The sequence below is a fragment of the Escherichia fergusonii ATCC 35469 genome (genome assembly GCF_000026225.1).
In the GTDB taxonomy this organism is placed as follows: domain Bacteria; phylum Pseudomonadota; class Gammaproteobacteria; order Enterobacterales; family Enterobacteriaceae; genus Escherichia; species Escherichia fergusonii.
In genome coordinates this window covers 2,037,052-2,062,548 of the sequence record NC_011740.1, presented here as the reverse complement: position 1 = coordinate 2,062,548, position 25,497 = coordinate 2,037,052, and the positions used below count along the sequence as shown (strand labels likewise).

Here is a 25,497-nt window from a genome sequence, read left to right as displayed (position 1 = left end):
ACTGCCTCACGGATATCAGATGTAGGACGGACGATCGTTTTTCGGTTCTGAACCCAGCGTCGCCAGCACGGTTTTGCCGATTTCACGGGCAGAAATGACGGCCTGACGTACGGCGCCGGAGTCACCGGAAATCACCAGAATGACTTCGTTGCTGTAGCTGGTGCCTTTGGCGGGGGAGCTGTACGCCACCACATCAACGTTGGCGGATTTAAGTGCTGTGTCTGCCATTAACACGCCGACGGATGCCGGAGCGCCAACAATCACGCCACATGCACGGCCCAGGGGGGTACCAAAGGCTTTTTCCAGCGCATAGCTGGCGCGGGCGGTATATTGCAGTTCGAGGTGGCCGGCTTCGTTGGCATAAACATCACCAAAGGTGCGATCCAGCTCTTTCAGTGCGACTTCGATTCCGCGTTTCACATCGGAAACATCATTGCCACCTAACAGGATCAGCGAACCGTGACCAGCGCCGCCTTTGGTGTCGCGAGGAAGCTCGATACTAATCACTTCGGTATTTGTTGCTTTAACGGCTTCGTCTGCCGCCATGATATGAGGACCCGCGCCGACCCTGGCCCCCAGGATGCCAATAGAGCGATAGCGCTTCTCCAGTTTCATTGCGTCGAGCAATGCGCTATCAACATTGGCAATCACCAGACCTACAGTGTCGCCAATGGCGGTGCCAACAAATTCCGTTAAACTGCATTTTCCTGCCATAGCCGTCTCTCGTTTGGTTTGTGGGGTATCAGGGGTAACCGTTTGTTCCGGCGTCGCCACGCGGGCGATTACCTGTGCCATGATCTGTTCCACCAGTTCATTGCTACTCATGGGTTAATTCCCTTCGGTAAGATTTTTTCTACGTCGGTGTGAGGGCGTGGGATGACGTGAACAGCTTTAACTTCGCCTACATTGCGTGCGGCGGCAGAACCTGCATCTGTGGCTGCTTTTACTGCACCGACATCGCCACGCACGATTACGGTGATCAGTCCTGAGCCGATTTTTTCGTAGCCGACCAGCAGCACATTGGCAGACTTCACCATGGCATCAGCCGCTTCAATTGCTGCGGTTAACCCTTTGGTTTCTACCATTCCTAATGCTTCTTGTTGCATAAAGACCTCGCATGGTTTTTCCGATGCTATGAACTATAAAAACTGGCGAAGAAAAAGAATGGCTGACTTGCAGGATGGAATGAAAAAATTAGTGGCAAAGGCGTAGTATAAAATTGCTGTATGTTTTTATATCGTCATGTTTTAAAAGAAAAATAAAAATGATGTGAATAGCATTTTTTAGAGATTGTCCTTGCAGAATAATTTTATTATTGGTGACTTTAAATAAAAAATTTGCTACGCGCGAAAAAGCTTGTGATGGATGTAAAAAAAACAAACATTAAGAAATAACGGTTTTTTGTTATTAACAACATGAGATGTAATAGAGATTCTTTCAGTAGGAATACGCAAATATTAAGCAATTTGAAAGCAATAATTTAATATCAAAAGACCAAATTTTATTAAAAATATTTCGCAGGTGAGCAACAAATTCATATGCAGGCGTTTCTATAGTAACGCCCGTAACTACGGTTAATCAGCGACAGACTCAACCAGGAAGGTGTCATGATGAAAGATTCACTGAAAGCGCAATGTATCGCCGAGTTTTTAGGCACCGGGCTATTTCTGTTTTTCGGCATTGGCTGCGTTTGTGCAGCAAAACTTGCCGGGGCAAGCCTTGGGCTTTGGGAAATTTGTATTATTTGGGGGCTGGGGATTTCCCTGGCGGTTTACCTGACAGCAGGGATCTCGGGTGCGCATTTAAATCCTGCGGTCACAATCGCATTGTGGTTATTTGCCCGTTTTCCTGCGCATAAGGTGTTGCCATATTCGTTAGCGCAGTTTGCTGGCGCTTTTAGTGGAGCTGTGCTCGCATGGTTCCTGTACAGCAACCTTTTTGTCGAGTATGAAACGGCACACAATATGGTGCGTGGCAGCGTAGAAAGTCTGGCTGTTGCGGGTGTCTTTAGTACTTACCCGGCGGCAGCGCTGAGTATCTGGCAGGCGTTGCTGGTGGAAATAGTCATCACATCTATCCTGATGGGCTTAATCATGGCATTAACCGATGACGGTAACGGTGTGCCGAAAGGGCCGTTAGCGCCTTTGTTAATTGGTATTCTGGTTGCGGTCATTGGTGCCTCCATGGGACCGTTGACAGGGTTTGCAATGAACCCGGCGCGTGACTTTGGTCCAAAACTGTTCGCATGGCTTGCCGGATGGGGCAATGTAGCGATGACAGGTGGCCGTGATATTCCCTATTTTATTGTGCCAATAATAGCTCCGGTAATAGGTGCCTGTGGCGGCGCTGCAATTTATCGTTATTTTATTGGTAACAACTTACCCACGAATGAATCGGTGTGATTTTAAGCTGTTAGCCATTTTTATAACGCTATTTCGTGATCTGCTTTCCCGAACTGAACAAAAAGTCTCCCCTCAAAAGGAGACTTTTGTTATTGTCCGTTTTGTTTTCTGGCAATGAAATGGAATGGTAACGCAGAAAAACAAAATTCGCTTTATATATTCATTATATCAATAATTCAAATAAGGGATTTTATATGATTTCTGCCAGTACATTAAACTCAGAACTCATTAATAAAATCGCGCAGGATTTTGCACAAGCTACCAGCCTGGCGGTTGTCATTGTGAACATCCACGGTGACGAAATTTCGCAACTTTTTAACTTTACCCCTTTTTGCCAACTGATGCGCCAACATCCTCAGCATAGCGAACGCTGCCGAATGAGTGATCGCTGCGGTGGCTTTGAGTCGTCAAAGTCTGAAAAGCCGTGTATTTATCGCTGCCATGCGGGGTTAACAGATTTTTCGATTCCATTGGTGATTGCCGGTCATTTGGTTGGTTTTGTGTTATGTGGTCAGGTGCGTTTACGTAATGATGGCGATGCTGATTTAGTTGATATTTTAAATATCGATAATTGTTGGCAAGCTGATCCTGATTTACTGAATGAATTTCGCAAAGTTCCAGAGATGGATTATTCAAGAGTGATGGCGTCAGCCGACCTGCTGAAGCTTATTGTTGAAAACTGTCTTAAGAATCAGCTCAATTTTATTGTTATCAAAGAGAGTAAGCCAGGTTCTGAAATAGCCCGTCAAAGTCGAGCATCAAGTCCGCACGATAATAAAATGAAAAAAGCATTGCGTTATATCGATGCACATTTATCAGACGATTTGCGTCTGGAGGATGTGGCCTCTCACGTTTATCTAAGCCCTTATTATTTCAGTAAATTATTTAAAAAATATAATGGAATTGGTTTTAATGCTTGGGTTAATCAACAGAGAATGGCCAGCGCCCGTGAATTACTTAGCCACAGTGACTGGAGTATTAGCAGCATTGCGCGAAATCTCGGTTTCTCGCAAACCAGCTATTTTTGCAAAGTGTTTCGTCAGACATACCAGATAACACCGCAAGCATATCGTCAGCAAATCAACGAAAATGCTATTGCACAGATGGCCTGATTAATTGGTAAATAATATGGAGGTTTTTGTAAATTCGTCATGCTTCAGGTTGCATATGCTGCAACGCGAATTATTTAAAGTACAGACGTAAATATCGTGTTATGAGCAAAATGAAATCAGCTCATAACATTAGCTGACAGGTTTGGCACATTTGTGCCAGGGAAGAGGGTGAGAATCCCTCACAGCCCCCGCTGCTGTGATGCTGACAACCCCGCAAATACCACTGACTGAGAGGTCGGGAAGGGCGGGAGAGGATGACGCTAAGCCAGAAGACCTGCCTGTCGGTTATAACCAACAACTTCGGTGGGAAGTGGGTTTCCCGGAAGCGTCTGGCAGAGTACTGACGCGTCTTACACCCCTACCACCCTGAGAAAGGATCAGGGTATGGCGGCAAATGTAGGTGAATCACTCAAAAGAGTGATAACAAAAGAGATTCAATTCATAAAGTTACAAACTGCTTTTACGGCGGAGTTAAATTCTACTCACAACAAAGCGTCAGGTGGGGGCTTATGGTATGCAAACGATAAAGCCTGACTCGATAGCTTTGTTTTGCTTCTTACAGGGCGACATAAATCTGGCAAACCGATTGGCGGATGTGTTGCCGATAACCTGTTTTATTGGTGAGGAGTGGCAACAGGAATTTTTGCCATTTAACGGTGGGCCAGCGCAATCGTTAAGGGATGCTTTTACGGATTATTCGGTGCTGATTTTTATTGCTAATAGTGCAACAGCAGTGCCAGAAATAAGCCACTATCCTGAAGGGCCAGCGTTGATTTTGATTGAAAAACTCAGCGATTACCAGGCTCGTACATTATCCAGTTCTTCAGGTAAAGCGACATCGCTAATACAGTATCTGAATAACGTCATTGCAGAGTTCAGGTATGAGAATTCATCAGGTAAGTCTGTTTTTTGCCAGCCGTTAATCCGTGGATATCATCGACAGAGCGATATGGTTTGCGAAGCAAGGCTGGTGGCTTCAAGGTAGCGGAGTGACTCTATCCTGAGACGGATAACAAACGCAATGTTGTCGGATAAAGCATTTACGCTGTATCCGGCATGAACAAAGAATGCGAGGTCAATAATCTTTTAAGTTAAGCGACAACCTTTACTGCGTCGCTGTGGCTTGTTGACCTGCTACCAGCGAAAAGTCTGATAAAAGCTATACTTATTGAATATCTGTCGCGACTAAGGAAAGGGAAATGATACGTCGTGTATGTATTCTTGGTTCTTTTATTCTACTTTCCGTCTGGCAAACGAGTCTGGCGGTAACTTACCCACTTCCACCAGAAGGTAGCCGATTAGTGGGTGCACCATTAACCATTCAGGTGCCTGAACATAACACACAACCACTGGAAACATTTGCAGCGCAGTACGGGCAAGGGCTTAGCAATATGCTGGAGGCAAACCCTGGTACTGATGTTTTTTTACCGAAATCAGGCTCAACACTGGTCGTGCCGCAACAGCTTATTCTTCCGGCAACAGTCCGTAAGGGGATGGTGGTGAATGTGGCTGAAATGCGCCTTTACTATTATCCACCAGACAGCCAGACCGTTGAAGTTTTTCCCATTGGCATCGGTCAGGCCGGGCGTGAAACGCCGCGCAATTGGGTAACGACGGTGGAGCGTAAACAGGAAGCGCCAACGTGGACACCAACGCCAAACACCCGCCGTGAATATGCAAAGCGTGGGGAGAGTCTGCCTGCATTTATTCCTGCCGGGCCGGAAAACCCAATGGGGTTGTATGCCATCTATATTGGTCGCCTTTATGCTATTCATGGTACGAATGCCAACTTTGGTATTGGACTGAGGGTAAGTCAGGGATGTATTCGTCTGCGCGATAACGATATCAAATATCTGTTTGATAATGTTCCTGTTGGGACGCGCGTACAAATTATTGACCAGCCAGTGAAATACACCACAGAACCAGATGGCTCGAACTGGCTGGAAGTTCATGAACCGTTATCACGAAATCGTGCGGAGTTTGAGTCTGACAGAAAGGTGCCGTTACCAATTACCCCTGCGCTGCGTGCTTTTATCAACGGACAAGAGGTAGATGTGCAACGTGCCAATGCCGCTATGGAACGTCGATCAGGAATGCCGGTGAATATCAATCGTACAGCATTTTGATATGTAAATTAGAATGCGCCATTTGTAAGCAATACAAATGGCGCTGTATAAAACACCCTTACGTCATTACATACCTGAGAATACATTCATAATAATGCCGCCACTAATAATCAGCAGCATGGCAAAAATGGCGGGTAAATCGGGCTTTTGTTTATACAGAATCATCGAGAAAATTGTCACGCCGACAATCCCAAAGCCGCACCAGAGTGAATAGGCAACACCAACCGGAATAGTACTCATTGCCCTGGTCAGGGCGAAATAACACATTGAATAAGCACATACCACCAGAACAGAAGGCCACAGCCGGCTAAAACCGTTGGTTTTTTTGATCATCGACGTACCGGTTATTTCAGAACCGATTGAAAGTGCCAGCCATAAAAATCCAATATTAAACATGAGCAATTCCTTTTGTTAGTTAGCGATTTTTTTATCGAGGTTGGTAACTGGCGTTTCTTCCGCCTCTTCACTGCCCATTTTTGAGAACAGATTCATAATGACAATACCGCTTGCGATGATGACCATACCAATAATGGCGGCGGTATCCGGGTGTTGACCGTAAAACAAAATCCCAAGGGTTGAGACCATCAAAATGCCAGTACCGGACCATGTGGCGTAAGCCAGACCAACGGGGATATCTTTTACTGCCCGTGAAAGCGAGTAGTAACAAATACAATACAGTACGACGATCAGGGCCAGCAGCAGCGTTTTTATCATCCCCTCACTGTTATCAAACATTTTAAGTGTGGATGTTGCAGAGGTTTCAGACAGGATGACCAGTAACATCCATAGCCAACATTTTGTTTTCGAAGACATATCTAAACTCCAGGTTTGTTATCGAGGTAAGGTTATTTTTTCTGTGCTTTCAAAAAATCGACCGCAGCATCGGTCAGTACGGCGTCGGGTGATTTTGCCAGTGCCGGATTATTGACGATATCGCTGACAGTCAGATAACGCCGCTGATGACTTACAGGCGATTGACTGCTGACGCCTGTTGCCAGTTTCTCCAGCATTTCATTCATGGAACATAACGTAATGCCACATTCGCTAAGGCCGGTGAGCGTGGCGGAAAGATGCGCCGCGTAGTCGCTGTGAACAGTACCGCGAAGCGCGTTTAATTCGCTGTGCGGATCGCAGTAATAACGCAGTGCCAGTACCGGAATACCCGCCAGTAGCGCATCGTGAACCCTTTGCGCTACCGGGCTTTGCAGCGTACCGTTGACAACATCTACAGCCAGCGGGTAACTCAAAAACGGCAGCAATAACGCTTTATAGGGCGTTGAAGGCAATTTGTGCTGCCATGTTTTAGCAGGTATCACGTCACCAATTTGCTGCCACCGTTGGCTATCACTGATTGTTTCATCCAGCGCCAGATGCAACCGTTCGCCACAACGAGCCAGCCGCTGATGAATCAAATCCCGATAGCCATCCGCTGATGTCACCATGACCAGTACCGCAGGTTGCAGCCGCTGGAGGATCAGGTTGACGATGGTGTCGATCTGTTGTTCGGTCATGATGGCCTCCCTTAGCGAATCAGTGTTACCTGTGCCCCGTTTTTCAGTCCGGCAGCATTGGCTTCTTCCGTATCGATATGCAGTTCAAGGGCAAAATCATTGCGCACCCGTACCACCACTTCATCGAACGTTAACTGGCGTTCACCGTGACTGCGAACACTCACCTTCTGCCCATTGCTGACATTCAACAGACGAGCATCCTGGGGAGACATATGAATATGCCGCCAGGCGCAAATGACTTGTGAATGCAACTCAACATGACCTTTCGGCCCCACCAACAGTGCGTCACCGGCATTTTCCAGTTGCCCGGATTCACGCACTGGCGCTTTAATGCCGAGAGTAAAACAATCGGCACGGGAGATTTCCAGCTGGCTTGTCGGGCGAACCGGGCCAAGTACGCGGACGTGAGTCAGAGAACCTTTCGGGCCGACAACCGTCACACACTCTTCAGCGGCGAATTGCCCTGGCTGGCGCAACGGCTTAAAGGGCGTAAGTTGGTAGCCAACACCAAAAAGCGCTTCTACATCCTGCTGCGACAGATGCACATGACGATTAGAAACACCGACCGGAATTGTGGGGGCGGTATCGATCAGTCGCGTGGTGATTTTTTCCTGTAGCAGTGCGTCAATCATGCTTTTTTCCCTTTCTTATGCCCGTGGCTTTTCACTTCCACAATGGGGGCTTGCACTTCTTTCTCAGCTACAGGCATTGCAGTTTCAGTATCTGTAGAAACTTCAGCGGTTTCTTCGCAGACAGTCACTTCTGCAACTTCTGCTACTTCTGCTACTGTCGGCAGCTCTGCATGAGGTTTCTGGCCTGATTCGACACGTGGCGGATGACCTTTCAGGTTACTGAGTGCTTCAACCACACAGCGTTCCGGGCGAGCGATCACCAGTGATTTGGCCTGATGGTCGGTTGCGGATGCCACAGCAATACCACGTTCAATGGCCGTGTAAACTGCGCTGATTTCCCCCTCAAAACAGACGCTTACCAGCCCGGAACCTACTTTGCGATAACCAATACAGCTCACCCCGGCTGCTTTGCAGGCGGCATCTACGGCTTGAATTGCGGCTACAAGACCACGTGTTTCAATTACGCCTAAACTGTTCATTTACGGCTCCTTTAATGACGAACTAAGCGAATATCAAAATCGAACTGGGCGAAAAATGCCTCCAGTTTGTCCAGCTCTTCCACGCTGTATGACGGGTCTTCAACAATCGGGTAGGGCATCTCCAGTCGTTCATACTTTTTGCGCCCCAGCTGGTGGTACGGCAGCATATCGATTCGGCGAATATTGCCGCGTTTGGCCAGTTTCTGGACGTAGTCGATAGCACCGGTAATCGCTTCCCACGAATCGTTATAACCACGAATCAGCGGCATACGAACAATCACGTTGGCACCCGAATCCACCAGCCACTCCAGATTGCGACGCACGCCTTCGTTGCCAATTCCGAACAGCGTTTTATGGTGATTGCTATCGATCTGTTTGATATCGAACAGGAAGGTGTCGGTGACCGGAGCCAGCTTCTGATAGTTTGCAAGCGGGGTTGTACCCTGGGTTTCAACGGCGGTGTTGATCATCATCTTTTTGCATTCACTGAACAGGGCAACGGCAAAATCAGTTTGCAAGCTCATCTCACCGCCCCCAATAGTGACACCACCGCCGGAGGAGACGTAAAAGTCATAGTCCTGCATGATGATCTCCATCAGTTCACTGACCGTGACATCTTTACCCATGATATCCAGTGCATTTTGGGTGCAAATTTCTTCACACTTGCGACAACCAATGCAGTCTTTATTACGGTTGACGAAATGCTTCATTTCTCCGTTGACTTCCGCACGGTAGTGGATCCCCGCCGGGCATACATTGACGCAGTCGCCGCAGTTGATGCATTTATCCTGAGAGAACATCACCTGAAACTGGCTGCTTAACCCTTCCGGGTTGGCACACCACGGGCAGCGAAGATTGCAGCCTTTAAAAAAAATCAGTGTGCGGATACCGTCACCGTCGTAGATCGAATATTTCTGGATATTGAAAATTCGTCCGCTTAATTCTTTATTTGCGCTCACGCTTGCCTCCTGAAAATGTCGGACATCCTTGTCCGGTTGCGATCCGTCTTATCAGAACTTCTCAATCACCGTACGGCTGATGATTTCGTCCTGAACTTCCTTACACAATTCCACGAAGTAGGCGCTGTAACCGGCTACGCGGACGATCAAATCACGGTATTTTTCCGGTTCCTGTTGTGCTTTTTTCAGTACTTCATTATCGACGTAGCTGAACTGCATCTGACCGTTGCCAAGAATTGATGCTGTACGCAATAGAGTTATCAGGCCGTTGCGACCTTCCGGTGTATCAAGTAGCCCTTTGAGGAATTTGAAGTTATGCACCATGCCGATATTCATGGTTTCAACGTTCATTTTGCTCACAGACTTGATAATCGCTGTAGGGCCATGCTTATCCGCCCCTTGAGTCGGGCTGATCCCGTCAGAAAGCGGCATCCACGCCAGACGACCATTTGGTGTGGCATTGGTCAGCTCACCAATCGGCGTATTGTTGGAGATCGACAACGTACCGTGGCTGAGAGTGGAGTAGAGCATCTTGTACTTGCGGCACTCTCGTTCAGTCCACTCGGTGATATCCAGAGCGTACTGGTCAACGTAGTTATCGTCGTTGCCGTATTTCGGTGCGTTCAGACAGTCGCGACGCAAGCCTTCATAACCTTCAAAGTTTGCCAGCAGAGCGTCCCGTATCTGTTCAAGGGTATATTTCTTATCTTCGTAAACCAGTTTGCGGATGGCCGCCATTGAATCGACGTAGGTAGCCAGACCAGAGAAAATCAGCCCAGGTCCGTGGTTTACCATTGCGCCACCGGCAGAGACGTCTTTGCCTTTTTCCATGCAGCCTTCAACCAGTAGCGACATCAGCGGTTTTGGTGCCACGTCCCGGTGCACACGCTGGCTGATGACCGTACCGATGGCGGACAAGCGTATGATATGAGCAACTTGTTTTTTCACCGCGGCATCAAAATCTTCGAATGTGCGCAGATCTTTCAGATCGCCCGTGTCCAGCCCCTGATAGCTATCAAACAGCACCATACGACCACGGTTGAGGACAAACTCGATGGCAATTGGCCATTGGGTGTAGCCGGTGGAAGTCCACTGGTAAATACGACCTGATTTTTGTGGTTCCACGCAGCCCATCAGGCAGTAATCACGGGCATCTTCAAAGTCAAAACCTTTGCGCAGCATCATTTTGATATGGGAGTCATCGAAGTGGCAGGCTGGGAAGCCCATCCCCGCTTTCACCACATCGACAATTTTTTCCATATATTTTTGCGGCGACTGGTTATGGATACGGCAAGCCAGTGATGGCTGATACACTTTCACAAAACGGACTGCATCCATAATCAGATAGGTGAGATCGTTGCAGGCATCGCCACCGCTACGTTTTTGACCACCGACAGTCAGGTTGATAAATGGCTGATAACCCGCAAAATATTTCGCTCCCAGTTCGCTGGACATCCACATCAGCTCGGCACATTTGATGATAAATGCCTGCATCAGCTCCAGTGCACCTTCATGAGTCAGGCGACCTTCACGGATATCTGCTTCAAACATCGGGTAGCAGTACTGGTCAACACGCCCAAGTGACAGGCCTGTCTGGTTCTCTTCAATCTCAAACAGTGACTCTACCGTCCAGATACTTTGCAGCGCTTCCTGCAAGGTTTTCGGCGGATTCGCCGGAACGTTCTGGTTAACTTCTGCGATAGTCAGTAGCTCTGCTCGACGCTGGGCGTTCTGTTCAACGGCAGCCAGTTCACGGGCACGGGCGGCAATACGATGCGCATAGTTGATCACCCCTTCACAGGTTTCGATCGCTGCTTTGTAGTAGTAAATGCGATCGATATCTTCCGGGTTTTCCATGCTCAGTTCGGCAAGATGCGCCTCGGCATCGGCTTTGATGCCATTCATCCCTTTGGTAAACAGCAGCACATCGTAGCCCGGACAGGTATCACCCCCGCCGTTAACCTGATGATAGGAGAGGTCGCTGACGAATGTTTCGCCACTGAACGACCAAACGCCAGCTTCGCGGTATTGTGCTTCACAAATTTCATCCAGCGAGCGACCCTCCCAGAACGGTACAATCTCTTCGCGAATGGTTTTTTTATCTTCTTCGCTGATTTCAAACGGATCCTGCGGGCGAGTACTCATGGTATCGAGTTCGTCACGCACCCAGCGCCAGGCAATATCAGGTGAAAATGCGCCAGCACGCGGTTTACCGCAAGGATGACCGACGATCAGCTCATCGTTCTGAATCAAAATCGGCGCAGTTTCACAGGCGTGACGGAACGCTTTAGCGCGCAGCAGGATGGCTGGCATTCCTGGATTCGCTTTCACCACTTCGGTAAAAGCCAGTGCACGGTAAATAGAAACACTCGGGCGGACAGTCAGGTAGTGGTTACGCAGACGTTGGATACGTGGTGTCAGGCCTTCCAGCACTGGCGTTTCGCTACAGGCGGCAAATGGTGTGGTAACGGTTTTGTGGGCACCATGGAACAGACGTACGGGCAGATTTAGCGCGCTCAGGTTACGTTGTGCATTGAGGAACATCTCTGAAAGAGGGTTAATCACTGCGTTCTCAAGGCTTGCACCGTGCAACAGAGCATCGAACATCGGGTAGCCATCGATAGCACAAGCTGCGCGGACTTCACTCAGTTCTGCCAGTTTAAACCACAAACATTCGACAATTTCGTAAGCCTGCGCCTCGGTCAGCAGACCGTTGGCAATATCATGCTGATAATACGCCAGCAGCGCTTTATCTGCGCCTTCCGGGTTAACAGCATAGCTACCATTATCTAACTGGAGTGCTAACTGGAACAGATAAAATGCCTGGCAAGCCTCTTTAAAACTACGAGCAGGATGCGCTGGGATATGGTGCAAAATGGCGGCACTTTCAGATAACTCAGCTTTGCGATACGCATTTGTCTCAGTTGCAGCCAGTTTTTCGGCGCTGGTGGCCAGATTTTGCGCTAACTGCATCAGGGCATCACAGGCGTAAATCGCGGCGCGGCAAGCGTTGACTTCATCCATACCACTGCGGCTAACGGCGCTGCCCAGTGAGCGGGTTTTCTCTTCCAATTGCTGTTTGATTGCCAGCACGCCTTTTTCGATCACCAGTTTATAATCCGGGGCATCGAGGTCGCTATTTAGATTAAGAAACTGAAAAACAGACGGGCGGTGGGCCGTACTTTCGTCGTGGAAAATCGCGCCATGCGGACGATGAGTCTGGTTGCCAACAATCAGTTCATCGGGGCTAACAGCGAGCGGTAGCTGGCGCATCAGTTCATAGAAACGGCGAGCGGGTTTTACTGCGGCGGGAATGCCCGCGATATCACCATCCAGCCCGCTCAGGATCCCGGCATGTTCAACGCACAGGGTACTGGGGTGAGCCAGTAAACGTTCAGCCAGCACTTTTACGCGCGGTGTTAAATTGTAGTTTGCCATAAGGTAAGGGTCTCCAGTTCTTGTTATCAGTGGCATTGAGCGATATTGCCGCTCCAGGCCTGGCGATAAAGTTCAGTCAGGGCGCGGGCATCCGGTTCGCGCGGGTTGGTTGGGGTGCAACTGTCACGCAGTGCCTGGGCAACCATCTCCGCCAGGCGCTGATCGAAATCAGCGGCATTCACGCCGGTGTCGTTAATCCCCCTGGGCATATTCATTTCATCTTTCAGCGTTTGGATTGCGACCAGCAGGCTTGTTACTCCTTCACGAGGCGTGCTGGCAGGCAGATCCAACAGATGTGCCAGACGTGCATATTTCCGCGCAGCAAGGGTGTCGCATTGACCGTGGTAGTCAGCATTCCATGCCACAACGTGTGCCATTAGCAGGGCATTTGCGCGCCCATGAGGGACACGGAAAACACCACCAAGGGCATGAGCCAGGCTATGGGTGATGCCAAGAGAGGCATTGGTAAACGCCATTCCTGCCATACATGAGGCGTTGTGCATTTTCTCCCGAGCCTGCAAATCCTGGCCGTTACGCCAGCAGCCCGGCAGGTAGCTGAACACCTGTTGCACCACTTTTTCAGCAAGTGCATCGGAAAAGTCGCTGGCGGCAAGGGAGACATAAGCCTCCAGAGCGTGGCACAACACATCCATTCCGGTGTCAGCGGTGATAGCAGGTGGCACGGATGCCACCAGTGACGGATCAAGAATGGCGATATCCGGTAGCAGCGACGAGTCAACCAGCACCAGTTTTTCGGCATGGGCTTTCACCACCGAGAAACTGGTCACTTCTGAGCCCGTACCGCTGGTGGTTGGAATAGCCACAAAGCAGGGGCGTTCACGTCCTGCTTCCGGACGGGTTTGCGCCAGGGCGAAAATAACCGCTTTGGCTGCGTCAATGACCGAACCACCGCCGAGTGCGATAACCAGATCCGGGTAGCAGCTGTCCATCAACTTCATCCCTCGGACCACGGTAGCGATATCCGGATCGGCGACAACGTCATCCCACACCTGCCAGTCAATGCCGCGCGCACAGAGACGCTGCGTGACACGTTCAGCAAGACCGAATTTGACCATCGCCTGATCGGTAACCAGCAAAACATGACAGGCGGTTAGCTCGTCCAGGACTGACAGCGCGTCCTGACCGAAGCAGATCCGGGGTTTCAGCAAAAATTCACTCATTGGTTTTTTCACTCCTTAAGCGTCCCGAAAAACCTTCTCGACAATGGCGACCACTGACATCGCTTTGTAACGATCTTTATTGAGTGCGAAGTACTCCTCCGCCAGCACAACGTCATGAACGCCTGCACCGACGCTATCGACAGCGACCCAGGAGCGGTCCTTCATCAGCTGTTGGTTATCATCCAGTTGGGTGATCAACAACAGGTTGCTGCCGCGCAGCTCATCGCACTTTTGCGTGGCGACGACATGTCCGGTTACCTTTGCGAGAATCATCGTTTTTATCGCCTTATCTCAATGAATTACTTGCCTAAGCGCTCAAGCACCTGGCGGATGACTCGCTCAACGTTCTGCTCGTTGATCTCGCCTTCGGGATCAGTCGTTGCCACAGTAAAACGATCATCAGCAGATGTGGTTGCCGGGGCAGGGGAGGTGAAGCGGGCATCGTCAAGAATGCTGCGATGCGGATCCGCTACCGGCGCGGCGATGGCTGGCTGCGGTTCTGCACGGCTACCCGGAGAACGCAACTCATCGATGGAACGCACGCCATAGCCCACTTTACGAATGTTGAGCAGATTCATTGGCCCGACGTTATCGGAAGAGGAACCACCACCTACCGCACCGCATCCAAGCGTCAGGGCGGGGGTAATGTTAGTGGTAGCGCCAATACCGCCAAGCGCCGCAGGGGTATTGATCAGAATGCGGTTAACCGGTTTTTCAAGGCAGAATTGACGGATCACATCCTGGTTGCGGGTATGGATCACCAGTGTGTGGCCCAGACCTTCGTTAGTCAGCAACTCCACCACGCGGTGGCAGGCAGCTTTCCAGTCCTCTTCGATATACAGACCAAGAACCGGGCACAGCTTTTCACGTGAGTAGGGATTTTTGTGAGAAACGGTAGTTTGTTCGGCAATCAGTACTCTGGTACTGGCGGGCACACAAAAACCGGCCATCTGGCTTAAATACAGTGCGGTTTTTCCCACCACTTTCGGGTTAATCGTGCCGTTCGGGCGCAGCAGCAGAGCTGCCATTTTTGCCGCTTCATCTTCGTTCATAAAGTAAGCACCCTGAGCTTCCAGCTCGCGGTGTACTTCGTTGTAAATGCAGCGTTCAACAATAATCGACTGTTCAGAAGCGCAGATCACACCATTATCGAAGGTTTTGCTGGTGATGATATCTTTCACCGCATGGTGGATATCCGCACTGCGTTCAATAAATGCCGGACCGTTACCAGGACCACCGCTGATGGTCGGTGTGCCAGAAGCATATGCTGCTCGTACCATTCCTTCACCACCGGTAGCCAGAATCAGCGAAACATCTTTGCTATGCATCAGTTCGTGGGTTGCTTCCAGCGTGAGCTCGGTTACACCATCGACAATACCCGCAGGTGCACCAGCAGCTTCTGCGGCACGCTTAACGACTTCTATCGCCTTCCAGCTACACTGACGTGCGCCGGGATGCGGAGAGAAAATAATCGCATTACCGGCTTTCAGGGCGATCAGCGTTTTGTAGAAGATGGTCGAAGTCGGGTTGGTTGACGGCACCAGGGCGCAAATCACACCCAGCGGCACGCCCACGTCCATCACTTTTTGCTGTTGATCGTCATGAATGATGCCGACGGTCTTCATATCTTTGATGGCATCGTAAACACGCAGCGAGGCGAAACGGTTTTTCAGGACTTTATCCTGCCAGTTGCCGAAGCCAGTTTCTTCTGCGGCCATTTTTGCCAGTGCTTCAGCGTGGTGTGCTGCTTCCTGGGCCACGTTTTTCACGATGGCGTCGATTTGCTGCTGCGAAAAAGTGGCCATAATCGCTTGCGCTTTTTTGGCGTTACGCACCAGCACCCGCGCGTTCTGACGGGAGCGCAAATCGGTATCCAGTTCAATCATGAGTCTATCCTTCATCAGACTAAAAGAGTGCAGACGGGGCGTGCCCTGTCAGGTCATGCTTTATGCTGCGACGCGATTTTTTCGATGTCGTTATGTGGACGGGCGATGACACGGGAGGTCACCACTTCACCGATACGTCTTGCTGCTTCAACACCGGAATCCACCGCGGCATTCACTGCGCCAACGTCGCCTTTCACCATCGCGGTGACCAGGCCAGAGCCGACGTTTTCATAGCCAATCAACTCAACGTTGGCGGCCTTACACATCGCGTCTGCCGCCTCAATACAGGCCACCAGACCTTTGGTTTCGATCAGACCAAGCGCTTCTCTCATTATGTTTTCTCCGGTTAATCGGTAATTTTGTAGTGCGAGACAATCTTGTTGATGTCATTGTGTGGACGCGCGATAACCAACGATGTCACCACCTCGCCAATGCGCTGTGCGGACTCAACACCGGAATCCACCGCCGCTTTTACTGCGCCGACATCACCTTTCACCATTGCGGTGACCAGACCAGAACCGACGTTTTCATAGCCAATCAACTCAACGTTGGCGGCCTTACACATCGCGTCAGCTGCTTCAATACAAGCCACCAAACCTTTGGTTTCAATCAGACCTAATGCATCACCCATGTTTCTTCCCTCCGGCCTTAAGCCTTATGTTTAATAACGATTTTGTTGATGTCGTTGTGAGGACGCGCGATAACCAGCGACGTCACCACTTCCCCGATGTGCTGTGCGGACTCAAGTCCAGAATCGACAGATGCTTTCACTGCGCCAACGTCGCCTTTCACCATCACGGTCACCAGACCAGAGCCGATGTTTTCATAGCCAATCAGTTCAACGTTGGCGGATTTACACATCGCATCCGCTGCGGCAATACAGGCCACCAGGCCTTTGGTTTCGATAAGCCCTAATGCATCACCCATGGTGATCTCCTCAGAACAGGTTTTGTGATTCAGGAAAACCGTCCGTGACACAGCGTTAACTCACGGAAGCGGCGTTCGAATGTCACTATAGAGCTCATGGGATTTTGTGGAATTTAAATCTGCTGACAGCAATGATTTAGAATTAAATTCTGAAATTTAGCTTTCAATACACTCTGATTTATGTATTTGTGCTGGAGTGGTGGGGAGGATTTTGTTTTTAATAATGCGCTTTTTGGCGTATTTTTTTCGCCGGGTATGTTTGTTGCTAAGTTGCTAAATAATTACGAAAAGGGGGTAACAGCTACAGCGGTGAAGTGTGTTGGGGCTCATACTTTGGCGCAAACCCTAAACGCAAAAAATGCGCTTTTGCTCAGGGTCGTTGAGAAGGGGAAAATGAAATGCGTGGTACATCACAAATCGCCTGTGCGATCACTAAGTTAAAGAGTCGTGTTTCTCGTCAGGCGAAGGGGGGACGATGAAAGTGGTGAGCAATTCGTTGCGTAAGGCAGCCAGAAAAAACTAGTCTAATTTGCTGCCAGATTTAAGGGTACAGATCCAAAGCGGTGAATTAATAGAACTGAGCAAAATCGCTTTATCGTTCAGCTTCTGGGCGTTGAGGAACAGCCCGTCATGGCTGTCAGACATTTCACGCATAAAGTAGTCAAAAATCACATCTGGTGATTCATCTATCGATGAGGCGCTGGATTCCCACTGGCTGATGCGGTAATGGCGTTCCGTGGCGGAAACACGTTTACTGGTATAGGTAAATTTGACATAGCGTTGCAGGTACAGCCAGCCAGCGGCAGAGTCCGTGTAGCCTTCGACCACCATAGAACCTTTACCCTGGCTGCCAAAGTTAAAGTGAATATTACCGTTAACGTTCTCCTTTTCCATATTCTCAAAACGCATGATGCCTTTTGTTGAACAACTCATAATCCCTGTATTTTCAGCAGGGGACAACCGCCAGAAACTAAACCCGGAGGCGACGATAAACGTCAGGGCGGAAATAGCAAAGAAGGTGCGCGGTGCAATTCTCATTACGGTTTCCAGGAGTAATAAAAGTAGTTATCGCAATAACTAAACGGGTTATCTTCATGCATAGCGCAGTGCGCGAGGAACACTCGCCCAAGGCCGTTGGTTTCCAGCCTGTCACCGTAGAAAAAAAGAAAACGCTCACCTGGTTTGCAGGCGATATTCAGACGCTTACGGACTTCGTCATAATTTTTCTCATACGCCTTCACGCTTACTGAACGGCGCATTTCGTCGCTTGCCAGTAATTCGCACTGGCTATGAGAAAGTTGCGTCAACGCGATGGGGCGCGCCTCGCTGATACCGAACAAATTGAAGGCTACCAACAAAATCGAAATGGTTAACAAACAGGCACCTGCAAAATACCAGTAAGCGTCGTGACTATGGGTGACAGGCGTTAATGTTGATGGCGCAGACTCGGTATCCTCACTGGATGTTGGTGCGTCAACATCAGGGATTAGGAATGGCTCTATAATTGCAGGTGGCGCAGGGGCTTCATCCAGTGGTTCGATGGAGACATCCGGGTTTAGCTGCAGATAGCCGCGTGCAACGGTAATGATAATATTATCAATACCATAGTGACGGAACGTCTTGCGCAGCATACTGAGATACTGATTCAGATTGCTGTTAGAAGAAGTTAATCCGTTGTCATCCCAAACTTTTTTCAGTACCTCTTCGCGACTAACGATATCGGTATGATGCAAAAAAAAGTTGAGCAGGGCGCTGGACGTTACCGAGAGTTGGCAGTCTGGCTCCGTGCTTTGCGGTAGCGTAAGCGTGCCATCCGTAGCGTCATAAATGAAACGGGCATTGATGTTATAGCGCATCGCGACCTCAATCCATGGGACTTCACGCGGGAAGCGTCATCTTATTCAGTGAATCAACCAGTGCCTGACGATGTTCGGGGCTCATGGTGATCCCTTCCGTTAACTCAGACAACCAGATGCCATCCGCGGTATAGCGCACCAGCGTTCCGGTTGGGCTATTATCCAGTTCATCGCCATTCGCTAAATGACCAAGCATCCAGTCTCGCCAGCATTTTCGCAGCACCGGTTCATCGGGCATTGCCAGCGAAAGCACCATCAATTGACGGCTTTCTTGTGTGTCAGTCAGTGCAGAAAGATAGTTCACATATGCGCGAGTAAAACGGCCATAGCTGATATTGTCTTTTTGCATCAGGGCAGCGATGGCCTCTTCCATTATTGCCAACAACCGGGCAAATAAGGCGTAGATCAGCGCCTGCTTGTTCGGAAAGTGATGCAGTAATCCACCTTTACTCACGCCAGCTTCGCGGGCAACCGCATTCAGCGAGAGGGCAGCGATACCGTCACGACCAGCAATCATAGCTGCAGACTCCAGCAACTGCTGATACAGACGGATGGGATCTTTTTTACGATGTTGGGTTTCTGTATTCATAGGCAGAAGCATACCGACCAGACGGTATGTTTTTTTTTGATCGCTATCAAGGAGAAGCGGCTACCCATTAAGTGAGTGTGGGTATTGCGTGTGAGGTCACAATTTGTCGTATAAATCCCACTGCTGCTGTTAATACTCCTGGTCTGCGCGATGGCAGTAAGGTGTTACTCTTTCGATGAACAGAAAACTCACAAAAAGCGGACAGGCAAGTCGCAATGGCTGAATGATGATTTTTGAAATGCAGAAGGAGGGGGGAGAGACATTGAGTGTGACGTAAGACTGCACATAGCAAAAAGCCTGCTCGGAAGCAGGCTTTTCAGAATTTGGCTCCTCTGACTGGACTCGAACCAGTGACATACGGATTAACAGTCCGCCGTTCTACCGACTGAACTACAGAGGAATCGTTGTTGAGGCACATCTTAGCGGCGAAAAATCTTTTGTCAAACCCCATTTTCAACTCTTGTGTTTAATTGCTTTATCTCTCAACAATTTGTTGCATTTCCAGACAATTTTAACGGGAAATAATTTTGCAGGATTGTCGATTCTCCCTCATCATTTGAAATGCGGTTTCACATTTTTCTTTAAGGTCTGCTTTGAATATCACTTCTGCTGTACGCCATGCCGTAACCCGCACGACCTGGTACGCCAAACGTAAGAGTTATAAAGTTCTCTTCTGGCGTGAAATTACACCGCTTGCTGTGCCCATCTTTCTGGAAAACGGTTGTGTGCTGTTAATGGGGGTATTGAGCACGTTCCTGGTGAGCTGGCTGGGTAAGGATGCAATGGCGGGAGTGGGCCTTGCAGACAGCTTTAACATGGTGATTATGGCTTTTTTTGCTGCTATTGACCTGGGTACGACGGTGGTAGTGGCATTTAGCCTCGGGAAACGTAACCGACGACGCGCCAGAACGGCAACGAGGCAGTCGCTGGTCATTATGACGTTATTTGCCATATTGTTGGCGGCGGTGATTCATTACTTTGGTGAGCAGATCATCAATATTGTTGCCGGAGAGGCTACAGAACACGTCAAAGCGCTGGCGTTGATCTATCTGGAGTTGACGGTACTGAGTTATCCGGCGGCAGCCATAGCGCTAATTGGTAGTGGTGCGTTGCGAGGGGCCGGTAACACGAAAATTCCGCTGCTCATTAACGGTGGCATGAATATTCTCAATATCATCATTAGCAGCATACTTATTTATGGCATTTTTTCATGGCAAGGCCTTGGTTTTGAAGGGGCGGGCCTGGGGCTGACAATCTCCCGCTATATTGGAGCTGTTGCCATTATATGGGTGTTGATGATCGGTTTTAATCCGGCGCTGCGTATCACCTTGAAAAGCTATTTCAGGCCACTGAATTTTTCTGTTATTTGGGAAGTGATGGGAATAGGTATCCCGGCGAGTGTCGAATCAGTTCTCTTTACCAGTGGACGTCTGTTAACACAAATGTTTGTTGCCGGGATGGGAACCAGTGTTATTGCCGGTAATTTTATCGCCTTTTCAATTGCTGCACTTATCAACCTTCCTGGTAATGCGTTGGCCTCGGCCTCAACAATTATTACCGGACGGCGATTAGGTAACGGTCAAATTGCTCAGGCTGCAATTCAGCTGCGTCATGTGTTCTGGTTATCAACCATTGGTCTGACCGCAATAGCCTGGCTGAGCGCACCATTTGCCAGTCTGATGGCTTCCTTTTATACCCACGATCCTGAAGTTATTCATGTGGTGGTGGTCCTCGTTTGGCTCAATGCGGCGTTTATGCCAATCTGGACAGCGGCCTGGGTTGTGCCTGCCGGGTTTAAAGGCGCACGGGATGCACGCTATGCAATGTGGGTATCAATGTTAGGGATGTGGGGATGCCGGGTCGTGGTGGGCTATACGCTGGGTATTGTTCTTGGCTGGGGCGTTGTGGGTGTCTGGATGGGAATGTTCTCAGACTGGGCAGTCCGGGCAATTCTCTTTTATCGTCGGATGAAAACCGGTAAATGGTTATGGAAATATCCCAGGACACACCTTGAAAAGGTGGAAAAATAAGCGTTTGTGGCGCAATTTAATGCGAAATGAGGAATATTTCAGCAAACGATCAGGAATATGAATTCAGCCTTTGACATTGCATATCGTCATCGTTAATATGCGCCCCGTTCACACGATTCCTCTGTAGTTCAGTCGGTAGAACGGCGGACTGTTAATCCGTATGTCACTGGTTCGAGTCCAGTCAGAGGAGCCAAATTCTGAAAAGCCCGCTTTTAAAGCGGGCTTTTTGCGATCTCACATCTCCCGGTTATCTTTCATTTTTTTCATCTTGCCCATTTTGGGAAAGAAAATCATTTTCACTTCGCTTTTCGCGAGGTAGTCTCAAAAGAGTCGTTTAAGCATCGACTTAGCCTAATGGCAAACGCCAATTTACCTGAAGAGCTGGTTCTCATCTGACCTGGACAGTTCCTGCAATACATTGAATTTGCGAGATTTCACAGGCAGGATAAAGCGCGATTTGTCAGCAATCTGAGTCGGTTATACAACGGCTGCAATGTGAGTAACCCATTTTTATACTTATAACTAAAAAACCAGTACTGACAGGACAATCATGGACTCCACACTTATTTCAACGCCTCCAAAAGAGGACACTCCATCGCTTACCCGTGCTCGTCGTGCTGCTTTCGGTAGTTTTGCCGGAGCAGTGGTTGACTGGTACGATTTTCTGCTTTATGGCATCACTGCCGCGTTAGTGTTTAACAGTGAATTCTTCCCACAAATTAGTCCGGCCATGGGCACACTGGCTGCTTTTGCAACATTTGGCGTCGGCTTTTTGTTTCGTCCACTGGGTGGCGTGATTTTTGGTCATTTTGGCGACCGCCTTGGACGCAAACGGATGCTGATGCTTACCGTCTGGATGATGGGGATTGCGACGGCACTGATTGGCATTCTGCCATCGTTTGCTGCAATTGGCTGGTGGGCTCCGGTTCTGCTTGTTACCTTACGGGCAATCCAGGGATTTGCCGTTGGTGGGGAGTGGGGCGGTGCGGCGTTGCTGTCGGTCGAAAGCGCACCTGAAAACAAAAAAGCCTTTTATAGCAGTGGGGTACAGGTCGGTTATGGTGTCGGTCTTTTGCTCTCTACCGGGCTGGTCTCGCTGATCAGCATGATGACCACAGATGAACAGTTTTTAAGCTGGGGCTGGCGTATTCCGTTTTTATTCAGCATCGTGCTGGTGCTTGGCGCATTATGGATTCGTAACGGAATGGAAGAATCTGCCGAGTTTGAAAAGCAGCAACAAAAAACATCACCAAAAACACGTTTACCGGTGTTGGAAGCACTTAGCGGCCATCCCGGCGCTTTTTTGAAAATCATCGGCTTGCGTTTGTGTGAACTTTTGACCATGTATATCGTCACTGCGTTTGCACTGAACTACTCGACACAAAATCTCGGGCTTCCACGCGAACTCTTTCTGAATATCGGCCTGCTGGTGGGTGGACTAAGTTGCCTGACCATTCCGTGCTTTGCATGGCTTGCAGATCGTTTTGGTCGTCGTCGCGTTTATATTACGGGAGCGTTAATTGGCACACTCAGTGCTTTCCCGTTTTTTATAGCGTTGGAATCCCAATCTATTTTTTGGATCGTGTTCTTCTCAATAATGCTGGCGAATATTGCCCATGATATGGTGGTTTGTGTGCAGCAACCGATGTTTACCAGCATGTTTGGCGCGAGTTACCGCTACAGTGGTGCTGGTGTGGGGTATCAGGTCGCAAGTGTGGTGGGGGGAGGTTTTACACCATTCATTGCCGCAGCTCTTGTCACATTTTCTGCGGGTGACTGGCGGAGCGTAGCTATTTACCTGCTTGTTGGTTGCCTTATCTCAGCGGCGACAGCATCATTAATGAAAGATAAGTAACTGTTATCACATTAATTGCGAAGGTGTTCCGGCCTTCGCATATCTCTTCTTTAAGTCTCACTTTAGTTTCACATTACTGTGACATACTATCGAAAGAGCAGTACATCTGTGAAACAAGGAGACAGTCATGAATCATCAGGGCATTGGCCTGACCCCAACTCAGGCACTGGATAAACTGAACGCAATGTATGAGCAATCGGTAAACGCTTTACGTAGTGCTATTAGCAAATACATTGAAAGTGGAGAGCTTCCCGACGTTAACGCCCGACAGCACGGTCTTTTTGTTTATCCATCGCTTACGGTTAAATGGGATGGAAACACCACGAATCCACCTAAAGCGCGCGCTTTTGGACGTTTTACTCATCCAGGGAGCTATAGCACCACTATTACCCGCCCGGCACTTTTTCGTCGTTATCTGGAAGAGCAATTGATGTTGCTTTATCAGGATTACGGTGCGCAAATTACAGTCGAACCTTCACAGCATGAGATCCCTTATCCCTACGTGATCGACGGTTCTGAATTATCGTTGGATCGTTCGATGAGTGCCGGGCTGACTCGTCATTTTCCCACTACCGAGTTAGCACAAATTGGAGATGAAACCGCAGACGGTATTTATCATCCTGCGGAGTTTTCGCCACTTTCGCATTTTGATGCCCGCCGTGTTGATTTTTCACTGGCACGATTGCGGCACTATACCGGGACGCCGGTTGAACATTTCCAGCCTTTCGTTTTGTTCACTAACTACACCCGCTATGTAGATGAATTTGTTCGTTGGGGATGTAGTCAAATACTTGATCCTGACAGTCCATATATTGCGCTTTCATGTGCAGGGGGAATTTGGATCACAGCCGAAACTGAAGCACCAGAAGAAGCAATTTCTGATTTGGCATGGAAAAAACACCAGATGCCTGCCTGGCATTTAATTACCGCCGATGGACAGGGGATTACGCTGGTCAATATCGGTGTTGGTCCGTCGAATGCGAAGACAATTTGTGATCACCTTGCGGTGCTCAGGCCGGATGTCTGGCTGATGATCGGTCACTGTGGTGGTTTGCGTGAAAGCCAGATGATTGGTGATTACGTTCTTGCCCATGCTTATTTACGCGACGATCATGTACTTGATGCAGTACTTCCACCAGATATCCCAATTCCAAGCATTGCAGAAGTGCAACGTGCGCTTTATGACGCCACTAAGCTGGTCAGTGGGATGCCGGGAGAAGAAGTTAAGCAACGGCTGCGTACAGGAACTGTGGTTACAACAGATGACCGTAACTGGGAGTTGCGTTATTCCGCCTCGGCATTGCGCTTTAATCTTAGCCGTGCGGTGGCTATCGATATGGAAAGTGCCACCATTGCCGCTCAGGGGTACCGATTCCGTGTACCGTATGGTACTTTGCTTTGTGTATCGGACAAACCATTGCACGGCGAGATCAAACTGCCGGGGCAGGCAAATCGCTTTTATGAAGGCGCTATTTCTGAGCATTTGCAAATAGGCATTCGCGCTATTGATCTCTTACGTGCAGAGGGAGAACGGCTGCACTCTCGTAAACTACGTACGTTTAATGAACCGCCATTCCGTTAAGAATTAATCTTGATGTGCAAAAAGAGGGGGGGGGGAAGTTGATTTTGCCCCCTTTTATTATTTAAGAATATCTAATTTTATATTTCCCTATAATATCGAAAACATGGTCATAAGTGCTGATAATTATGTGCTGAACTCCATCCTTTTGGATATCCTCTACTAAATCCAAACTTGATTTCGTATATTTTTCAAACGGATAATCATCAAGTTTATATATAGAGAGCTTTTCAATATTGTTAATAAAAAATACGAGGATAACATCACAAGCATCTTTAATATAGGTTTGCAGGCAGATAACGATAATGAAACTTTGATGGTGAAATTAAATGGATATAGATTTAACTCTGTTCCAGTTAAAATCATCGCATCTCGACCATATATTTTACCATATTTTGTTTCTAGCGCTTTTACAATCATATTAGCTGCAACCTCTTGTCGCTAATGTTCTGCCATCATCTTGAGTTGTAACTCTATTCTCATTGGATTTCTCATCCGTCCTGATCTGTCCGATGACCAGACTGTGCATTGTTGAGAACGCACTAATGACATGAATCGCTCCCTTGCGGCGACTCTTGTCATAAGAATGCCGGAGTGTTTTTCCATCAATTGCGATGACGTCTTTATCATCTGAAGAATGGCAGTCACGCATCCAGTTAATAAAGCACTCGTGAAATTTTGCAGGACTGATACAGGATACAACTCTGGCAATGGTATCGTGAACAGGAATACCATTTTCAAAATCACCATATTGCTTCAAAAAATCGGGATGTGTTTCCCCAAAATCCTCTATATCTTCCCAACCTTCTGCACCCGAAATAACGGCGCAAATAGTCAACAGTAGAATATCCGATAATTTATGCTCCACTTTCCAGGCTTGTCTGTAATCGGGGATAACAGAAATATGTTCCATCAATTTTTTAAGTACCATTTTG

Annotated in this window: 26 protein-coding genes, 2 tRNA genes, 1 pseudogene and 1 riboswitch; of the genes and pseudogenes, 9 read left to right on the top strand and 20 right to left on the bottom strand. The window is 48.7% G+C overall.

The window, feature by feature from the left end:
• Positions 1-15 precede the first annotated feature (15 nt).
• Positions 16-825 (bottom strand): propanediol utilization microcompartment protein PduB, encoded by an 810-nt coding sequence (gene pduB / locus EFER_RS10095; protein WP_000097503.1) that lies wholly within the window; start codon positions 823-825, stop codon positions 16-18.
• Entirely contained in the window at positions 822-1,106 is a 285-nt protein-coding gene (gene pduA / locus EFER_RS10090; protein WP_015953494.1) for a propanediol utilization microcompartment protein PduA, read from the bottom strand. Before pduA ends, pduB begins: the two co-directional genes overlap by 4 nt.
• Before the next feature lie 504 nt (positions 1,107-1,610).
• Here pduA and pduF point away from each other — a divergent pair.
• The 4 genes from pduF (at position 1,611) to ldtA (ending at position 5,640) form a co-directional block, all read left to right on the top strand.
• On the top strand, positions 1,611-2,402 hold the full coding sequence (pduF, locus tag EFER_RS10085) for a propanediol diffusion facilitator PduF (RefSeq protein ID WP_024256478.1): 792 nt from the start codon (positions 1,611-1,613) through the stop codon (positions 2,400-2,402).
• A gap of 194 nt (positions 2,403-2,596) precedes the next feature.
• Positions 2,597-3,514, top strand: coding sequence for a transcriptional regulator PocR (gene pocR, locus EFER_RS10080; protein WP_000622360.1), 918 nt, complete (start codon positions 2,597-2,599; stop codon positions 3,512-3,514).
• Positions 3,515-3,635: 121 nt separating this feature from the next.
• A riboswitch (cobalamin riboswitch) is annotated at positions 3,636-3,810 on the top strand.
• A gap of 218 nt (positions 3,811-4,028) precedes the next feature.
• On the top strand, positions 4,029-4,499 hold the full coding sequence (locus tag EFER_RS10075) for a hypothetical protein (protein ID WP_001193461.1): 471 nt from the start codon (positions 4,029-4,031) through the stop codon (positions 4,497-4,499).
• A 214-nt stretch (positions 4,500-4,713) separates the two neighbouring features.
• Positions 4,714-5,640, top strand: coding sequence for a L,D-transpeptidase (ldtA, locus tag EFER_RS10070; RefSeq protein WP_000621210.1), 927 nt, complete (start codon positions 4,714-4,716; stop codon positions 5,638-5,640).
• Positions 5,641-5,706: 66 nt separating this feature from the next.
• Here ldtA and EFER_RS10065 read toward each other — a convergent pair whose 3' ends face one another.
• From EFER_RS10065 to EFER_RS09980, 17 genes are all read right to left on the bottom strand, one after another.
• Positions 5,707-6,036, bottom strand: a complete 330-nt coding sequence (locus tag EFER_RS10065; RefSeq protein ID WP_000481836.1) for a DMT family transporter — start codon at positions 6,034-6,036, stop codon at positions 5,707-5,709.
• Between the two features lie 15 nt (positions 6,037-6,051).
• Positions 6,052-6,453 carry a DMT family transporter gene (locus EFER_RS10060; RefSeq protein ID WP_000095888.1) on the bottom strand — a complete coding sequence of 134 codons (402 nt, stop codon included), beginning with the start codon at positions 6,451-6,453 and terminating at the stop codon, positions 6,052-6,054.
• Between the two features lie 32 nt (positions 6,454-6,485).
• A complete protein-coding gene (locus EFER_RS10055) occupies positions 6,486-7,151 on the bottom strand; it encodes a hypothetical protein (protein ID WP_000139441.1) in 666 nt (221 codons plus the stop codon).
• A gap of 11 nt (positions 7,152-7,162) precedes the next feature.
• The gene (locus EFER_RS10050; RefSeq protein ID WP_000564322.1) at positions 7,163-7,783 is read right to left on the bottom strand and encodes a phosphate propanoyltransferase; all 621 of its coding nucleotides are present in this window, start codon (positions 7,781-7,783) and stop codon (positions 7,163-7,165) included.
• Positions 7,780-8,262 carry a BMC domain-containing protein gene (locus EFER_RS10045; protein ID WP_001086627.1) on the bottom strand — a complete coding sequence of 161 codons (483 nt, stop codon included), beginning with the start codon at positions 8,260-8,262 and terminating at the stop codon, positions 7,780-7,782. The genes EFER_RS10050 and EFER_RS10045 overlap by 4 nt, the downstream gene beginning before the upstream one ends.
• Before the next feature lie 11 nt (positions 8,263-8,273).
• Entirely contained in the window at positions 8,274-9,221 is a 948-nt protein-coding gene (cutD, locus tag EFER_RS10040; protein ID WP_001275638.1) for a choline TMA-lyase-activating enzyme, read from the bottom strand.
• Between the two features lie 51 nt (positions 9,222-9,272).
• On the bottom strand, positions 9,273-12,659 hold the full coding sequence (gene cutC / locus EFER_RS10035) for a choline trimethylamine-lyase (protein ID WP_000035050.1): 3,387 nt from the start codon (positions 12,657-12,659) through the stop codon (positions 9,273-9,275).
• A 26-nt stretch (positions 12,660-12,685) separates the two neighbouring features.
• A complete protein-coding gene (locus tag EFER_RS10030) occupies positions 12,686-13,840 on the bottom strand; it encodes a 1-propanol dehydrogenase PduQ (protein ID WP_001288714.1) in 1,155 nt (384 codons plus the stop codon).
• A 15-nt stretch (positions 13,841-13,855) separates the two neighbouring features.
• Positions 13,856-14,113 (bottom strand): EutN/CcmL family microcompartment protein, encoded by a 258-nt coding sequence (locus EFER_RS10025; RefSeq protein ID WP_000599365.1) that lies wholly within the window; start codon positions 14,111-14,113, stop codon positions 13,856-13,858.
• A 26-nt stretch (positions 14,114-14,139) separates the two neighbouring features.
• Entirely contained in the window at positions 14,140-15,726 is a 1,587-nt protein-coding gene (locus tag EFER_RS10020) for an acetaldehyde dehydrogenase (acetylating) (protein WP_000570987.1), read from the bottom strand.
• Between the two features lie 53 nt (positions 15,727-15,779).
• A complete protein-coding gene (locus EFER_RS10015; RefSeq protein WP_001206281.1) occupies positions 15,780-16,058 on the bottom strand; it encodes a BMC domain-containing protein in 279 nt (92 codons plus the stop codon).
• A gap of 14 nt (positions 16,059-16,072) precedes the next feature.
• On the bottom strand, positions 16,073-16,357 hold the full coding sequence (locus EFER_RS10010) for a BMC domain-containing protein (protein WP_000502010.1): 285 nt from the start codon (positions 16,355-16,357) through the stop codon (positions 16,073-16,075).
• A gap of 17 nt (positions 16,358-16,374) precedes the next feature.
• Complete coding sequence (locus EFER_RS10005; RefSeq protein ID WP_000502008.1) at positions 16,375-16,653, bottom strand: BMC domain-containing protein; 279 nt, start codon at positions 16,651-16,653, stop codon at positions 16,375-16,377.
• A 519-nt stretch (positions 16,654-17,172) separates the two neighbouring features.
• On the bottom strand, positions 17,173-17,691 hold the full coding sequence (locus tag EFER_RS09995; RefSeq protein WP_001217010.1) for a FidL-like protein: 519 nt from the start codon (positions 17,689-17,691) through the stop codon (positions 17,173-17,175).
• Positions 17,691-18,509 (bottom strand): winged helix-turn-helix domain-containing protein, encoded by an 819-nt coding sequence (locus tag EFER_RS09990; protein WP_001270146.1) that lies wholly within the window; start codon positions 18,507-18,509, stop codon positions 17,691-17,693. Before EFER_RS09990 ends, EFER_RS09995 begins: the two co-directional genes overlap by 1 nt.
• A gap of 22 nt (positions 18,510-18,531) precedes the next feature.
• Entirely contained in the window at positions 18,532-19,110 is a 579-nt protein-coding gene (locus tag EFER_RS09985; protein WP_000926369.1) for a TetR/AcrR family transcriptional regulator, read from the bottom strand.
• A 312-nt stretch (positions 19,111-19,422) separates the two neighbouring features.
• A tRNA-Asn gene (locus tag EFER_RS09980) sits at positions 19,423-19,498 on the bottom strand.
• On the opposite strand from EFER_RS09980, the gene EFER_RS24840 reads away from it, so the two are divergent.
• The 5 genes from EFER_RS24840 (at position 19,454) to EFER_RS09960 (ending at position 24,565) form a co-directional block, all read left to right on the top strand.
• Positions 19,454-19,753: a DUF5951 family protein gene (locus EFER_RS24840; protein WP_219340422.1), complete on the top strand. Its 300-nt coding sequence runs from the start codon at positions 19,454-19,456 to the stop codon at positions 19,751-19,753. The genes EFER_RS09980 and EFER_RS24840 overlap by 45 nt on opposite strands.
• On the top strand, positions 19,692-21,128 hold the full coding sequence (locus tag EFER_RS09975) for an EmmdR/YeeO family multidrug/toxin efflux MATE transporter (RefSeq protein WP_001027998.1): 1,437 nt from the start codon (positions 19,692-19,694) through the stop codon (positions 21,126-21,128). Before EFER_RS24840 ends, EFER_RS09975 begins: the two co-directional genes overlap by 62 nt.
• Before the next feature lie 117 nt (positions 21,129-21,245).
• Positions 21,246-21,321, top strand: a tRNA-Asn gene (locus EFER_RS09970).
• Positions 21,322-21,678: 357 nt separating this feature from the next.
• Positions 21,679-22,983: a shikimate transporter gene (shiA, locus tag EFER_RS09965; protein WP_000378536.1), complete on the top strand. Its 1,305-nt coding sequence runs from the start codon at positions 21,679-21,681 to the stop codon at positions 22,981-22,983.
• A gap of 127 nt (positions 22,984-23,110) precedes the next feature.
• The gene (locus EFER_RS09960; protein ID WP_001016369.1) at positions 23,111-24,565 is read left to right on the top strand and encodes an AMP nucleosidase; all 1,455 of its coding nucleotides are present in this window, start codon (positions 23,111-23,113) and stop codon (positions 24,563-24,565) included.
• Between the two features lie 475 nt (positions 24,566-25,040).
• Here the strand turns inward: EFER_RS09960 and EFER_RS09955 are convergent.
• Positions 25,041-25,493, bottom strand: a pseudogene (locus EFER_RS09955) (ISAs1 family transposase); the annotation flags it as partial.
• Between the last annotated feature and the right edge of the window lie 4 nt (positions 25,494-25,497).

Bases quoted from the DNA above. Each gene is read 5' to 3' on its own strand.
- pduB (WP_000097503.1), bottom strand. From the start codon at position 825: ATGAGTAGCAATGAACTGGTGGAACAGATCATGGCACAGGTAATCGCC.
- pduA (WP_015953494.1), bottom strand. From the start codon at position 1,106: ATGCAACAAGAAGCATTAGGAATGGTAGAAACCAAAGGGTTAACCGCA.
- pduF (WP_024256478.1), top strand. From the start codon at position 1,611: ATGAAAGATTCACTGAAAGCGCAATGTATCGCCGAGTTTTTAGGCACC.
- pocR (WP_000622360.1), top strand. From the start codon at position 2,597: ATGATTTCTGCCAGTACATTAAACTCAGAACTCATTAATAAAATCGCG.
- EFER_RS10075 (WP_001193461.1), top strand. From the start codon at position 4,029: ATGCAAACGATAAAGCCTGACTCGATAGCTTTGTTTTGCTTCTTACAG.
- ldtA (WP_000621210.1), top strand. From the start codon at position 4,714: ATGATACGTCGTGTATGTATTCTTGGTTCTTTTATTCTACTTTCCGTC.
- EFER_RS10065 (WP_000481836.1), bottom strand. From the start codon at position 6,036: ATGTTTAATATTGGATTTTTATGGCTGGCACTTTCAATCGGTTCTGAA.
- EFER_RS10060 (WP_000095888.1), bottom strand. From the start codon at position 6,453: ATGTCTTCGAAAACAAAATGTTGGCTATGGATGTTACTGGTCATCCTG.
- EFER_RS10055 (WP_000139441.1), bottom strand. From the start codon at position 7,151: ATGACCGAACAACAGATCGACACCATCGTCAACCTGATCCTCCAGCGG.
- EFER_RS10050 (WP_000564322.1), bottom strand. From the start codon at position 7,783: ATGATTGACGCACTGCTACAGGAAAAAATCACCACGCGACTGATCGAT.
- EFER_RS10045 (WP_001086627.1), bottom strand. From the start codon at position 8,262: ATGAACAGTTTAGGCGTAATTGAAACACGTGGTCTTGTAGCCGCAATT.
- cutC (WP_000035050.1), bottom strand. From the start codon at position 12,659: ATGGCAAACTACAATTTAACACCGCGCGTAAAAGTGCTGGCTGAACGT.
- EFER_RS10030 (WP_001288714.1), bottom strand. From the start codon at position 13,840: ATGAGTGAATTTTTGCTGAAACCCCGGATCTGCTTCGGTCAGGACGCG.
- EFER_RS10025 (WP_000599365.1), bottom strand. From the start codon at position 14,113: ATGATTCTCGCAAAGGTAACCGGACATGTCGTCGCCACGCAAAAGTGC.
- EFER_RS10020 (WP_000570987.1), bottom strand. From the start codon at position 15,726: ATGATTGAACTGGATACCGATTTGCGCTCCCGTCAGAACGCGCGGGTG.
- EFER_RS10015 (WP_001206281.1), bottom strand. From the start codon at position 16,058: ATGAGAGAAGCGCTTGGTCTGATCGAAACCAAAGGTCTGGTGGCCTGT.
- EFER_RS10010 (WP_000502010.1), bottom strand. From the start codon at position 16,357: ATGGGTGATGCATTAGGTCTGATTGAAACCAAAGGTTTGGTGGCTTGT.
- EFER_RS10005 (WP_000502008.1), bottom strand. From the start codon at position 16,653: ATGGGTGATGCATTAGGGCTTATCGAAACCAAAGGCCTGGTGGCCTGT.
- EFER_RS09995 (WP_001217010.1), bottom strand. From the start codon at position 17,691: ATGAGAATTGCACCGCGCACCTTCTTTGCTATTTCCGCCCTGACGTTT.
- EFER_RS09990 (WP_001270146.1), bottom strand. From the start codon at position 18,509: ATGCGCTATAACATCAATGCCCGTTTCATTTATGACGCTACGGATGGC.
- EFER_RS09985 (WP_000926369.1), bottom strand. From the start codon at position 19,110: ATGCTTCTGCCTATGAATACAGAAACCCAACATCGTAAAAAAGATCCC.
- shiA (WP_000378536.1), top strand. From the start codon at position 21,679: ATGGACTCCACACTTATTTCAACGCCTCCAAAAGAGGACACTCCATCG.
- EFER_RS09960 (WP_001016369.1), top strand. From the start codon at position 23,111: ATGAATCATCAGGGCATTGGCCTGACCCCAACTCAGGCACTGGATAAA.